The sequence below is a fragment of the Shewanella sp. WXL01 genome, assembly GCF_012263345.1.
Taxonomy (GTDB): Bacteria; Pseudomonadota; Gammaproteobacteria; order Enterobacterales; family Shewanellaceae; genus Shewanella; species Shewanella maritima.
In genome coordinates this window covers 668,399-681,505 of record NZ_JAAIKQ010000001.1, presented here as the reverse complement: position 1 = coordinate 681,505, position 13,107 = coordinate 668,399, and the positions used below count along the sequence as shown (strand labels likewise).

11 protein-coding genes are annotated in these 13,107 nt (G+C 44.6%); all 11 read right to left on the bottom strand.

The window, feature by feature from the left end:
* Positions 1 to 68 precede the first annotated feature (68 nt).
* The 11 genes from astD to petA all read right to left on the bottom strand — a co-directional run bounded on the left by astD (position 69) and on the right by petA (position 12,988).
* Positions 69 to 1,529 carry a succinylglutamate-semialdehyde dehydrogenase gene (gene astD / locus G3R49_RS02845; RefSeq protein WP_167868579.1) on the bottom strand — a complete coding sequence of 487 codons (1,461 nt, stop codon included), beginning with the start codon at positions 1,527 to 1,529 and terminating at the stop codon, positions 69 to 71.
* 11 nt (positions 1,530 to 1,540) lie between these two features.
* A complete protein-coding gene (gene astA / locus G3R49_RS02840) occupies positions 1,541 to 2,560 on the bottom strand; it encodes an arginine N-succinyltransferase (RefSeq protein WP_130598452.1) in 1,020 nt (339 codons plus the stop codon).
* Positions 2,561 to 2,636: 76 nt separating this feature from the next.
* The gene (locus G3R49_RS02835) at positions 2,637 to 3,854 is read right to left on the bottom strand and encodes an aspartate aminotransferase family protein (protein WP_130598454.1); all 1,218 of its coding nucleotides are present in this window, start codon (positions 3,852 to 3,854) and stop codon (positions 2,637 to 2,639) included.
* A 539-nt stretch (positions 3,855 to 4,393) separates the two neighbouring features.
* Positions 4,394 to 5,536, bottom strand: coding sequence for an HDOD domain-containing protein (locus G3R49_RS02830; RefSeq protein ID WP_167868578.1), 1,143 nt, complete (start codon positions 5,534 to 5,536; stop codon positions 4,394 to 4,396).
* 98 nt (positions 5,537 to 5,634) lie between these two features.
* The gene (locus G3R49_RS02825; protein ID WP_167868577.1) at positions 5,635 to 8,124 is read right to left on the bottom strand and encodes a prolyl oligopeptidase family serine peptidase; all 2,490 of its coding nucleotides are present in this window, start codon (positions 8,122 to 8,124) and stop codon (positions 5,635 to 5,637) included.
* A 472-nt stretch (positions 8,125 to 8,596) separates the two neighbouring features.
* Positions 8,597 to 9,169, bottom strand: a complete 573-nt coding sequence (locus G3R49_RS02820; RefSeq protein WP_167868576.1) for an aminodeoxychorismate/anthranilate synthase component II — start codon at positions 9,167 to 9,169, stop codon at positions 8,597 to 8,599.
* Positions 9,170 to 9,242: 73 nt separating this feature from the next.
* The gene (locus G3R49_RS02815; protein ID WP_130598460.1) at positions 9,243 to 9,716 is read right to left on the bottom strand and encodes a ClpXP protease specificity-enhancing factor; all 474 of its coding nucleotides are present in this window, start codon (positions 9,714 to 9,716) and stop codon (positions 9,243 to 9,245) included.
* Positions 9,716 to 10,345: a stringent starvation protein SspA gene (gene sspA / locus G3R49_RS02810; RefSeq protein ID WP_130598462.1), complete on the bottom strand. Its 630-nt coding sequence runs from the start codon at positions 10,343 to 10,345 to the stop codon at positions 9,716 to 9,718. Before sspA ends, G3R49_RS02815 begins: the two co-directional genes overlap by 1 nt.
* A 95-nt stretch (positions 10,346 to 10,440) precedes the next feature.
* A complete protein-coding gene (locus tag G3R49_RS02805) occupies positions 10,441 to 11,184 on the bottom strand; it encodes a cytochrome c1 (RefSeq protein WP_130598464.1) in 744 nt (247 codons plus the stop codon).
* Positions 11,184 to 12,398: a cytochrome bc complex cytochrome b subunit gene (locus G3R49_RS02800; protein WP_130598466.1), complete on the bottom strand. Its 1,215-nt coding sequence runs from the start codon at positions 12,396 to 12,398 to the stop codon at positions 11,184 to 11,186. The genes G3R49_RS02805 and G3R49_RS02800 overlap by 1 nt, the downstream gene beginning before the upstream one ends.
* Entirely contained in the window at positions 12,398 to 12,988 is a 591-nt protein-coding gene (petA, locus tag G3R49_RS02795; protein WP_130598468.1) for a ubiquinol-cytochrome c reductase iron-sulfur subunit, read from the bottom strand. Before petA ends, G3R49_RS02800 begins: the two co-directional genes overlap by 1 nt.
* Between the last annotated feature and the right edge of the window lie 119 nt (positions 12,989 to 13,107).

The window sequence follows — 13,107 nt, the reverse complement described above, 5'->3', positions numbered from 1 at the left end:
GGTCCTTGTTTGCCCTATCTAACAAAGAATAAAGGGGCTCAACATGCCCCTTATCATTTAAATCAGCGTTACAGTTTTAAGCCAGGGCTTAAACTTGTTGGTAGGTTAACTGCATCGGCTTCAACCGAGGCTACAGGGTATGCACAGTAGTCTGCCGCGTAAAATGCGCTCGCTCTGTGGTTACCTGATGCGCCAACACCGCCAAATGGTGCTGCACCTGACGCGCCTGTGATTTGCTTATTCCAGTTAACAATACCTGCACGAATACGCGCCAAGAAGTAATCATAATCTTCACGGCTGTCAGCAAGTAAACCTGCAGATAACCCGTAACGAGTATCGTTAGCTAGATTAATTGCTTGATCAAAGTCTTGGTACCGAACCACTTGCAGCAGTGGGCCAAAGTATTCTTCATCTGGCAGTGCATCGATTGCTGTCACATCAATAAGGCCAGGGCTAACTAGACCTGTACCTTCTTCAAGATGCTTCAGTTCAACCAGAGACTGGCCACCTAGAGATTGTAAGTTGTCTTGCGCTGCTACCATGCCTTTTGCTGCGCCTTCAGAGATCATCGAGCCCATAAATGGCTGTGGCTGCGCATTCCAAGGAGCAACAGCAATTTGCTTGACAGCTTCAGTCAGCATAGCGATTAACTCGTCACCTTTCGCACCTTGCTCGATATACAAACGACGCGCACAAGTACAACGTTGACCAGCAGAGATATAAGCTGATTGTAAAATCTCATGCACTGCAGCCTTGGTATCAGCGACATCTTTTACGATTAACGGGTTATTACCGCCCATTTCCAACGCTAAAATCTTACCAGGGTGCCCAGCGAACTGCTCATGCAAGATATGACCCGTACGAGAGCTACCGGTAAAGAATAGCCCGTCGATTTGCGGGTGTGAAGCCAACGCTTTACCCGTTTCAACTTCACCTTGAACTAGGTTTATCACACCAGCAGGAAGACCGGCTTTTTCCCAGCACTTAAGCATTAACTCAGCTACTTTAGGTGTTAGCTCTGACGGTTTAAATACCACAGTGTTACCAGCAATTAGTGCTGGCACGATATGACCATTTGGTAAATGGCCCGGGAAGTTGTATGGACCAAATACTGCAACCACACCATGAGGCTTGTGACGCAATACAGCGCGACCAGCAGGAATTTCATTTGTCGATGTGCCCGTTCGCTTGTCATAAGACTGGATTGATAAACCAATTTTACCAATCATGGCGCCCGCTTCAGTGGCGGTTTCCCACTGCGGCTTACCAGTCTCTTGTGCGATAGTTTCAGCAATTTCGTCTTTGTGCGCTTCTAGCTGTGCTTTATAGGCATTGATCACCGCGATGCGGCCTTCATAGCCCAACATAAACCAATCAAACTGTGCATTTCGCGCAGCTTCAATTGCTTGATTAACTTGCTCAGTTGTAGCGGTATTACCATGCCAAATTACTTCTTTATTGGCTGGGTTAGTTGATTGTACGCTGTGGCCCTTACCAGCAAGCCACTGACCATTAATAAACTGTTCCATTGAATTTGTTCCTACATTGATAACACGCGGATTTGATCGCCTGCTTCTACCAACAAGTTTTTGGCAATTTCAGGGCTTAAAATCACTTCGTCGTGTTCATGGGAGACGAGTAACTTGGCAGTTGCGGCGCGATATTCGGCAACTGAAGTATTTGAAAAAATATAATGCGTATCAGCATGCGGCATACGGCCGATTTTAACGGTAAGCAAGCGACTTTGTTGAACCGCGCGGATGTCGGTCAAAGCACACTCAACCGTTGGACCGCCATCGAAGATATCGACGTAATTTCTAAACTTAAAGCCTTCTGCTTCAAGTAAACGCAGCGCAGGCTTAGTATTTTTATGGACTTCACCTATCACGCGGCGCGCTTTTGCTGGCAGCATGCCAACGTAAACCGGGCTACGAGGCATCATTTCACCCATAAAAGACTTCTTGCCTAAACCTGATAAGTAGTCAGCTTCGACAAAGTCGATACCCAAGAAGTGCTTTTGCAGCCATTCATAAAAAGGTGATTGGCCCTTGTCATCACTCACGCCGCGCATTTCAGCGATCACAGTGTGACCAAAGCGCTCTTTGTGCTGAGCTAAAAATAAAAAGCGCGAGCGAGATAGCATGCGACCATTGCGGCCTTTACGGTAGCGGTCTTTTAAAAACAGCGTGCATAGTTCTGCTGCGCCAGTGTAATCATGACAAAGGGTTAAGGTTTCAACTTCATTACGAACCGAAATTTGTTCTGAGTGGTAAACCTCAGTGCCTAAACGATAGTGATAAAAAGCATCTTCCATCCCGACTGCAGCTTCGATACCACAGGTACCGACAACTTCACCGGTTTTGGTGTCTTCCATCACCATTAAGTAGCCTTCGTCCTGCGGCGTTTTAACTTTCTTATTAAAAGAGTTTTCAGCACGCTCGATTTTAGAGCGCAGTAGCTCTTCATTGACTGGCAGCGAGGTAAATCCGTGCCCCGATTCAATGGCAATGCTATGCAAGGCATCATAATCAGAGGCGCGTATTGGCCGAATGATTAACATTTTAATCTCCTAAAGGTGCTGACAAACTGTGGTTTGTCAGCACTAAGACAACAAGTTTAAAAACAATAAACTTGTTTTATCCCGCCACGACTTTAGCTACTGCACGTTCAAAACGTGCTAAGCCTTCTTTGATATCAGCTTCTGGGATAACCAGTGAAGGAGTAAAACGAACAACATTTGCACCAGCAACTAGGCTCATTAAGCCTTCAGCTACTGAAGCAACTAGGAAGTCTCGTGCACGGCCGTTGTACTTGTCATTAAGTACTGCTCCAAGTAATAAACCTTTACCGCGCACTTCACTAAATACATCGTACTTAGCATTAATTTCAGCTAGACCGTCGCGGAAGAGTTGCTCACGCTGTTTAACACCTGCAAGTACGTCATCAGTGTTAACCACGTCCATAACCGCATTACCGATAGCACAAGCTAGCGGGTTACCGCCGTATGTAGAACCGTGAGTACCTACTTTAAGATGCTTAGCCACTTTTTCGGTCGTTAGCATAGCTGCGATTGGGAAACCGCCACCAAGCGCTTTAGCACTAGTTAAGATGTCTGGTACGATTTCAGTCCCCATGTAGGCATACAAGTCACCGGTACGGCCAATACCCGTTTGCACTTCATCGAAAATAACCAATGCATTGTGCTTGTCTGCAAGCTCGCGAACCGCTTTTAGGAATTCTGGGTCACCATTAATGATGCCGCCCTCTCCTTGCAGAGGTTCAAGCATAATGGCACAGGTTTTATCAGAGATTGTCGCTTCTAATGCGGCAATGTCATTGAATGGAATGTGAGTAACGCTTTGTGGCTTAGGACCAAAACCGTCTGAGTATGCAGCTTGACCACCAACGGTTACCGTAAAGAAGGTGCGACCGTGGAACGCTTTATCAAACGCGATAATTTGATCTTTTTGCTCACCAAAGTTATCTAGTGCGTAACGGCGCGCAAGTTTTAGCGCAGCTTCGTTAGCTTCTGCACCAGAGTTAGCGAAGTATACGCGCTCAGCAAATGTAGAGTTAACTAACTTAGTTGCTAGCTCAAGCGCAGGCTCGTTAGTCATTACGTTAGATAGGTGCCAAAGCTTCTCACCTTGATCTTTCAACGCTGCAACGAGAGATGGATGACAGTGGCCTAAACAATTAACTGCGATACCGCCAGCGAAGTCGACAAACTCTTTGCCTTCCTGATCCCAAACTCGGCTACCTTCACCACGAACAGGGATTACCGCCGCTGGCGCATAATTAGGCACCATGACTTCATCAAATTGGGCTCGAGTTAAGTTCATTTCAACACTCATCGCTTGTTTTCCTTTTTAGTTAACCGGGGCGCTTAGGCCACCTAAGGCGCTATTTTCTTTATTTTATGTTAGTGAAATAGCGTATGCTTGTTTAATTATCTGAACATTATTAGCGAAAATGTGATCAAAATGCCAGTAATCGACAACTAACTATTGAGACGCTGGCCTAATAAATGAATAAAGATTGGCAATTTGATGCATACGAAGCGCTTAAATGCAGGTTTTATAGAATAAATAGTCACAAAAAAAGTTGTTTCGACATATTTTGTGTAGCTATTCACCAAAAGTGCATAACTACACATTAACTAATGACCTAAATTAGTGCAAATAACTGCATATTGCAGTTATTTTAACCAGCTTTCGCGAGCATGTTGAAGCTATCTGGCAGCCTGCTGTCAACGAGTTACTATCTGGAGAACACTATGACTATTATCCAAGAGTACAAACAATAGCAGTAAGGGATTAAGTTAGCCTGAAACCTTAAAATGTCGCAGGAGCTGCAATGTTGCGAAGTAGGAATGTCCGCGTTATTGGTTTTTTTACAATAAATCTAGCTTGCGGAAGTTTTGCGCTTTTAAACGCAAAATTTCTTGCTCTGAGAATTGATAGTAATCAAACATAACTCGCCGCTCTGCTGGCTCTATCATGTTGATTTCACTTAGTAGATAAACTTTGGCAAAGCTACTCGCTTTGGCAACAATCTGCGCCTCTACCGATAAATCACTAAAGTAATAGGCCTCATCAAGCTCTTTGAGAATGTTAGTCAGCGGACTATCTTTAAACTCAAGTAACTCAAGTAACTGCCAGTTTAGTGAATGCCCATGAGCTAACACCTGCTCATAAACCTTTTGCGCGGGAAACTCGGTCGCCATTACCGCATCATAGACTTCTTTATCTCGCTCCTGACTCGCTTCTCTTAACCACCCCCCCCAAGTTTTGTCATATATGCTGATACTGTTATTAAGAATGACCGCTGTGCCCATTTGATACATCAAGGCGCTACTATAAATCAAGCTAACGTCCTTCTCATGTAACTGAGCAAGCGCTTGGGCAGCGATGGCCGTAACCATGCTATAACGCCACAATTTACGCGTGGTCCACAATAAATTGGCATTACCTGATGGTAACCAATTACGCAAACTAAAATACGGGATCAACAAACGCAGATTCTCAATACCGATATAGTTCAGCACTAACTTTAAATCTGTAACCTGTACATCAGATGTTTTAGGGCGACGATGTTTTGAGGCGGGGCTGTTGATCATGGTTACCAGATCGCGAGATAACCAGCTTAGGTTAGCGATTAGCGGACGCATGCGATTAAGGTTTGGTTCGCTGGCAAGTATCTGTTCGATTAGCAATATTTGGCTTTCTTCAAGCTTGCTATTTTCAAGCACAAGTTCAGGTGACGCAAGTTGGTGCTCAATGGCATTGTTAACTGTGCTAGTTAGCTGCGCAGAAACTGCTTTGTAGATTTGCTGTGATTTTGCTTGCTGCTCAACTCTCAAGCGTATCGCCTGACGCTCTATTTCAAGCTTATTGGCATCGTTTTCAGCTTGTGCATCGAAGCTATCAACTACTGTATTTGCTTTTTGTTTACCAACAATGATCTTTTGATAGTGGCGTTGCTCAACCTCTATCACTTTGCCAGGCTTAACTCCACCTGCTACCGAAATTGCCACTCACTTGTCCTAAATCTAACTACGTAAAGATGTCTGCGTTATAAACAATATAGCACTAAGGCTTCCCGAAAGAAGCCTTAGCAGTCAGTTGATTTGAGTTATTTCAACTCTTGCTCAAATAGCTTGTAAATACGGCGGTATTCATCCAACCAACTTGACGCTTGCTTAAAGCCATGAGGCTCAACCGGATAAATGGCCGTTTCAAACATTGGCTTTTCCAGTTCGATTAAGCGTTGTACTAGGCGAACACTGTCTTGGAAGAACACGTTATCATCTAATACACCACTCATTATAAGCAGCGGCTTTTGCAAACCTTCAGCATGTTCAATAGGCGAGCTGCGCTCGTAAGCAATCGGGTCGATATCAGGTGTATTAAGAATATTTGAAGTGTAAGGCGCATTATAATGTGCCCAATCAGTTACGGGGCGCAGCGCCGCACCGGCCTGGAATAACTCAGGCTCATTAAACAAAGCCATGAAGGTTAAGAAACCACCATAAGAGCCACCGTAAGTGCCTACGCGGCTAACATCAACATTGGTGTTGTTGACCATCCAGCTAACACCGTCTTTAAGATCTTCAACCTCTGGGTGGCCCATGTTGCGATAAATCGCTGTGCGCCAGTCGCGGCCGTAACCTTTAGAGCCGCGATAATCCATATCCATCACCACGTAACCTTGCTGAGCAAGCAGGTTATGGAACATAAATTCGCGGAAGTAACCAGAGAAACCATAATGGGCATTTTGTAAATAACCTGCACCATGGTTAAAAATAACCGCTGGGTACTTGTCTGCCGATTTAGCATCGTAACCTTGTGGCAGGTATACACGAGCGTAAACGTCACCAGCGCCATGGTTTGATGGCACAGCTACCACTTGAGGCTCTTGCCAAGGGTAAGCTTTAAATTCTTTGCTCGCGTATTGAGTCACTTGCTGAATTGTGCCGCCAATAGGTTGCACAAACAGCTCTTCAGGCGTAATCACTGATGACGCGCTTAATAGTAGTTTAGTTTCATCCGGGCTTAGCTGATAATCCAGCGTACCTAGCCAGTCAGTTAGCTTTTCAACTTTACCACCCTGTGTGCTAACACGATAAACGTTGTAGCTACCTGGGTGATCAATGTTAGCTCTGAAGTATAAATGCTTACCGTCTTTAGCAGCGGTGACATTGTCAACCACGAACTTGCCTGAAGTTAACTGGGTTGTTTTACCTTCGCTGTTACGCACGTACAAGTGTGAGTAACCAGATTCTTCAGATAGGTAATAGAAGTCATTAGAATTGGCTAACCAACCATACTGATTGAAGGTATAGTTAACCCAGGCAGTATCGTGCAATCTGTGCTGAGTGTTGAACTTACCCTTTTCTAGATCCACATCAGCAATCCAGCGATCTTTGTTATCAACCGCTTCTAGCATCACCAATAGTTTATTGTCAGTTTCATGCCACTGAATTGCACTTTGACTCCAGGTCCAGTCGCGGATCAGCTGGATTTTTCTCGGCGCTGTTTCACTTTTGTAGGTTTCACCTTTTGCTTTAGCGTTTTCAGCTTTCACTTCGGCAAACACATCTTCATCAAAACCGGATAATCCTTCAATAGTGATGTCTTTTTTCGTGTGTTCAACTAAGTCAAGTAACACAAAACGGTGACCAGGGAAGTCATCTTCAGCCACGCGAGCTCGGGCAGGCACTGCATCAACATAACCTTCCTGACCTAAATAATTAGGCATGATGTCATGCTCGCTGCGCCAGCTATAGCTTTTATCAACTAACGCGACAAAAGCATAACGGCCATCTGCAGATAGACTCATCTCCACAACAGACTCTTTATCACCTAAATACCAGGTTTTAGATGCAAAAGTCGGATCTTGCAGCTCAACTTGCGCTTTGTAAGCCTCTTTTGCTTTCGCATGCTCGTGCTTCATCGATACATAGTTGATCAATCTATGTTGCTGTTTGGCTATGTATGAGCTTGGGTCTTGCACACCTTTTGGTGCTTTAGCCATTTTGATATCGGCAATCTGTTCGATTAAGCCGCTATCTTTATGAATTTTGAAAATACTGTTGCTCATCCAATAGGCTAGGTCGCCATTAGCAAGATACTTAACGTCGCTAATTGGGCTATTCAGCTTAGTGAGCTGCTTAACGCTGCCTTGCTTAAGGTCTTTTACAAACAAGTTGCCTTGGTAAAGATAAGCTTTTTTACTGCCGTTAGGACTCAATACTCCACGCTTTTGATCCGCCAAGTGCAACTGGTTAATTGCTATTTTTTCTGCTTTAGCACCAGAATTTAGTCCTAACTGGTAAAAGTCAGCAATCGGGGCTTGGTGAGCCTGGCGCGCAAAATAGATAGATTCGCCATCATCTGACCAATAAGCACCTTTGGCTAAAATGCCCATCCAGTCGGGATTAGCCATAACTTGCTTTAGGGTAAGCGGCTGCTGAGCCTTAGGCGGTGCAACAAGATTAACTTGTGATTGAGGAGCAGTGGTTTGCGTTGCTTCCGTTGTTTGTTGCTGACCAGTCGCATTACAACCAACAAGAACTGCTAGAGATAAGGCACTGATAGCGAATTTGCGCGCGATGGGTGTCATGAATCTTCCTTTGTTAAAGGTCATTATTATTCTAATGTGACTATCTACTAAGAGTAACTTTTGATAAAGAGTTACTCATTTTAGTTTCAAACAGACTTTATAGCACATCTTGCTAACCAAAATCGCTACATTTAGAGGATAAGTTGTAACAGATTAATGTATTACACGTGCGGTTTAGTGGGAATAACTAGGGCCTGCTGATCTTTGCTGATTAGAGTTTGTTCGAGTTAAAAGCACTTTAATCGTGACGCGAGCGATGACGTCTAGTCACCTACACCTATTGATTTTGACAATAGGGCTCGCAACAAACTGAGCTTTTGTTAAGAGTGTAGGTGCTTTTAAACGAACCTTTCAGGCAGCGCTTGTTGTCATTTCTACTGCGTTAACGACTTATCATGTGGAACAACCACACATCAAAGTCGTTGCCTTGTATAAATTTCCAACAAGCAGCTGCAAAAATAATCTTGAAAGATCAACAGGTCCTAAGGAAGTTTGCCAGCAGATCATGACCTTGCTCGGTAAGGATAGATTCTGGGTGAAATTGAACACTAAAGATAGGCAAAGTCTGGTGATGCATTGCCATAATCTCTCGGCCGTGAACAGGGTCGTCAAACCAGGCATCTAGCAGGAAGTCTGTTGGCACAGCATCAACTAATAGTGAGTGATAACGTGTGACTGACAAAGGCTGCTTGAGCTTGTTAAACAACCCTTCACCATTATGGGCAATTAAACTGGTTTTACCATGCATGACTCGCTTTGCGCGAATCACATTTGCTCCGTACACCTGTGCGATGGCCTGATGACCGAGGCACACACCTAAAATAGGCAATTTGCCCGCAAAATGACGAATTGCATCAAGAGAGATCCCAGCTTCATTTGGACTACAAGGGCCAGGTGAGATAACTAAATGGCTTGGTGCAAGCGACTCAATATCATCAATAGAAACCTCATCGTTACGTTTAACAACGACCTCTTGCCCCAGAGTTTGAAAATACTGAACTAGGTTAAATGTAAAAGAATCATAGTTATCAATGATCAATAACATGAGGTTACCGCGATAAATTTAATGGATATAAAAAAACCAGCCACAAGACTGGTTTTATTGGCTCGCATATAGGCTATTTAACTAAAGTTAAATGACCTTTGCGTCTAGGCTTATCGGCCTGTGTTGTAGCAGGCTTTGCTGGCTCAGCACTGGCTGGCGCAGGCTCATCTTCAACAGCTGTATCTTCAACCGCCGATAAATGCTCAGATTCAGCCTCTGCTGAATAGGCATCTTCTGCATCGAATACAGTGCCAGCGCCATTTTCACGAGCATAGATAGCAACGATTGATGCTAATGGCAAATAAACCTGTTGCGGCACACCACCGAAGCGAGCGTTAAACTCGACCGCTTCATTGGTCATCTGCAAATTACCCACTGCGCTTGCAGCAATGTTCAATACGATTTGACCGTCTTTAACAAACTGCTGTGGCACTTCCGTACCAGGGACAAATGCATCCACAACCACATGTGGCGTTAAGTGGTTGTCCATCAACCACTCATAATACGCGCGCAACAAATATGGACGATTTGGCGTAATCGCTTTCATTACATGCCCATGCGCATTTCGCGCTCAACTTCAGTCAAAGACGCTTTGAAAGACTCACGCTCGAAAATACGAGTCATGTAAGCATTGATATCTTTAGAAGTACGAGCATCTAGATTGATACCTAGCTCAGGTAAACGCCAAAGTAATGGGCCTAAGTAACAGTCAGCTAGACCGAACTCTTCACTCATAAAGTAAGGCATTTCAGCAAACACAGGTGCTAAAGCAACCAGGCTTTCTGTCAGCTCTTTGCGTGCTTCTTCAACACGGTCACCTTTACGAATGCGGTCTACCAATACATACCAGTCAGTGTCTATGCGGTGCATCATTAGACGCGACTGGCCGCGAGAAACTGGGTACACAGGCATTAATGGCGGGTGCGGGAAGCGCTCGTCCAAGTACTCCATGATGATACGAGATTCGTACAATACCAACTCACGGTCAACCAGCGTTGGCACAGAGTTATATGGATTTACCTCGAGTAAGTCTTCAGGCATCTCACTTGGGTCAACTTGTAAAACATCAACAGTTACCCCTTTCTCAGCCAAAACAATGCGAACTTGGTGGCTATATAAATCATCGGCGCCTGAAAACAGGGTCATGATAGAGCGTTTGTTGGCAGCAACAGCCATTGATACCCTCCAGAATCTAATAAAAACAAAACAAACGAGGGGCAAAGCCCCCCGTTTACAATATGCGGATAATGTATTCTACCTGTTATTGATGGCTAGTGTACATCTTTCCAGTACTCTTTCTTCAATAAATATGCAATCACGAAGAAAACGAATAGGAAACAAAGTACCCAAAAGCCCATCGCTTCACGCTCTAACTTAACAGGGTCAGCTGAATAAACGAGGAAGCCAGTGATGTCACGCACAACCTGGTCGTACTCTTCAGCAGACATTGAACCGCCTTGAGGAGGGGTAATTTCCTTGATCGAAGTTACCTCTACACCATTTACGGTTTTGGTTTCAAATACCGCTGTACCTAGACCTTGAAGGTCTTGCATTACATGTGGCATACCAACCATCGGGAAGACCGTGTTGTTAACACCAAACGGGCGTGATGGATCGGCATAGAAGCCTTTAAGGTACGAGTACACCCAATCTTCACCACGAACGCGAGCAACTAGCGTTAGGTCTGGTGGCGTTGCACCAAACCATTTCGCAGCGTCAGCATCAGGGATAGCATTTTCCATTAGATCGCCAATTTTAGCGTCCGCTGGTAAATACTTAGCCTTCATGTCATCTACTGAAATACCTAAGTCATCAGCCACACGGCCGTAACGTTGATACTGAGTACTATGACAACCAGCACAGTATTGCTGAAAATAACCTAAACCACGCTCTAACGATGCGTTATCAGTTAAGTCAATCGGTTCAGCAGGGCTTTTTACATGTTCGTTGTTGCCGCCAGCCGCTATGGCAAACATAGGTAACAGGGCAACTAATGCGATTATTAACTTTTTCATTAGTGAGTCACCCTTGTTGGCACTGGTTTTGTTTTCTCGTTTTTACTGTAAACCCACAGTGCAACGAAGAACGCAAAATACGTGAAAGTGAAAATACGTGCAGCAATAGTTAGCGTAGGTGTAGCCGGAACAGCACCTAAATAACCAAGCACAAGGAATGAAACAGTAAACTGCGCGATGTTAATCTTATGAATTAGACCACGGTAGCGAATCGACTTAACGCGGCAGCGATCTAACCAAGGTAAGATGAACAGCACACCGATTGCAAGACCCATACCGACTACACCCAGTAGCTTGTGCGGGATCGCACGTAAGATGGCGTAGAAAGGCGTGAAGTACCAAACCGGCGCAATATGCTCAGGCGTCTTCATTGGGTTAGCTGCTTCAAAGTTTGGTTTCTCTAGGAAGTAACCACCACCTTCAGGCATAAAGAACAACACGTAGCAGAAGATGATTAAGAAACCAGCAACACCTAAGATGTCCTTAACTGTGTAGTAAGGGTGGAATGGAATGCCATCGACAGGCCAACCGTTCTCATCTTTGTTTTGCTTAATTTCAACACCGTCTGGGTTGTTAGAGCCCACTTCGTGAAGTGCAATTAAGTGTAAGAATACTAATACGACTAGTACCAATGGCAATGCGATTACGTGTAGTGCAAAGAAGCGGTTAAGCGTCGCTCCAGATACTACGTAGTCACCACGGATCCACAGAGTTAGATCATCACCAATAAATGGAATCGCACCAAACAATGAGATAATTACCTGTGCACCCCAGTATGACATCTGACCCCAAGGCAATAGGTAGCCCATGAAGGCTTCAGCCATTAACACTAGGAAGATAAGCATACCGAATAGCCATAGTAGCTCTCTTGGCTTCTGGTAAGAACCATAGATAAGACCACGGAACATATGCAGATAAATCACCACGAAGAAGGCTGAAGCCCCGGTGGAGTGCATATAACGCAGTAACCAACCGTATTCTACATCACGCATGATGTATTCGATTGAGGCAAAAGCACCTTCAGCTGTAGGTACATAGTTCATTGTTAGCCAAATACCTGTAAGTAGCTGGTTAACTAAAACGAGTAGCGCTAATGAGCCGAAGAAATACCAAAAGTTAAAGTTTTTTGGTGTGGCGTACTGACCAACATGCTTGTTGTAAGTCGCCGTCATAGGGATGCGAGCATCAACCCAATCAATAATGTTCTTAACCATTATGCTTCTCCCTTATCAACACCGATAAGCACGGTATTATCATCTAGGTACTGATGCGGAGGGATCACAAGGTTCAACGGTGCAGGAACACCCTGGAATACACGACCAGCCATATCAAACTTAGAACCGTGACATGGGCAGAAGAAACCTGCAGTTACGCCTTCAACTTGCTCACCAAACGAATCTGGCATGTAAGTAGGCGAACAACCAAGGTGAGTACAAATACCCACAGCAATGAAAAACTCAGGCTTGATAGAGCGAGCTTCATTCTGAGCATATTCAGGTTGCTGTTCTTCTTGTGAGGTAGGGTCTAACAGTTGACCGTCTAAGCTTTTTAGCTCATTCAGAACTGCTTCAGTACGACGTACAACCCAGACTGGCTTTCCGCGCCATTCAACGCGAATTAATTGTCCAGGTTCAACTTTACTAATATTTACTTCAACCGGGGCACCTGCGGCTTTGGCCTTGGCACTAGGATTCCACGACTTAATGAAAGGTACTGCAACTGCTGCAGCACCGGCACCACCTACCACGGCGGTTGCGGCTGTCAAGAATCTGCGACGTCCGGTATCGACTGGCGCATTGCTCATCCACTTATCTCCCAAAGGGTGTTGGAATTTTTATATTTCAATGCTTTTAACATTTAAAATCGATAACTGTTAAAAACATAGTTTGAGGCGATGCTCATTATAACGAAAAATTTGAGACA

Bases quoted from the DNA above. Each gene is read 5' to 3' on its own strand.
- astD (WP_167868579.1), bottom strand. From the start codon at position 1,529: ATGGAACAGTTTATTAATGGTCAGTGGCTTGCTGGTAAGGGCCACAGC.
- astA (WP_130598452.1), bottom strand. From the start codon at position 2,560: ATGTTAATCATTCGGCCAATACGCGCCTCTGATTATGATGCCTTGCAT.
- G3R49_RS02835 (WP_130598454.1), bottom strand. From the start codon at position 3,854: ATGAGTGTTGAAATGAACTTAACTCGAGCCCAATTTGATGAAGTCATG.
- G3R49_RS02825 (WP_167868577.1), bottom strand. From the start codon at position 8,124: ATGACACCCATCGCGCGCAAATTCGCTATCAGTGCCTTATCTCTAGCA.
- G3R49_RS02820 (WP_167868576.1), bottom strand. From the start codon at position 9,169: ATGTTATTGATCATTGATAACTATGATTCTTTTACATTTAACCTAGTT.
- G3R49_RS02815 (WP_130598460.1), bottom strand. From the start codon at position 9,716: ATGAAAGCGATTACGCCAAATCGTCCATATTTGTTGCGCGCGTATTAT.
- sspA (WP_130598462.1), bottom strand. From the start codon at position 10,345: ATGGCTGTTGCTGCCAACAAACGCTCTATCATGACCCTGTTTTCAGGC.
- G3R49_RS02805 (WP_130598464.1), bottom strand. From the start codon at position 11,184: ATGAAAAAGTTAATAATCGCATTAGTTGCCCTGTTACCTATGTTTGCC.
- G3R49_RS02800 (WP_130598466.1), bottom strand. From the start codon at position 12,398: ATGGTTAAGAACATTATTGATTGGGTTGATGCTCGCATCCCTATGACG.
- petA (WP_130598468.1), bottom strand. From the start codon at position 12,988: ATGAGCAATGCGCCAGTCGATACCGGACGTCGCAGATTCTTGACAGCC.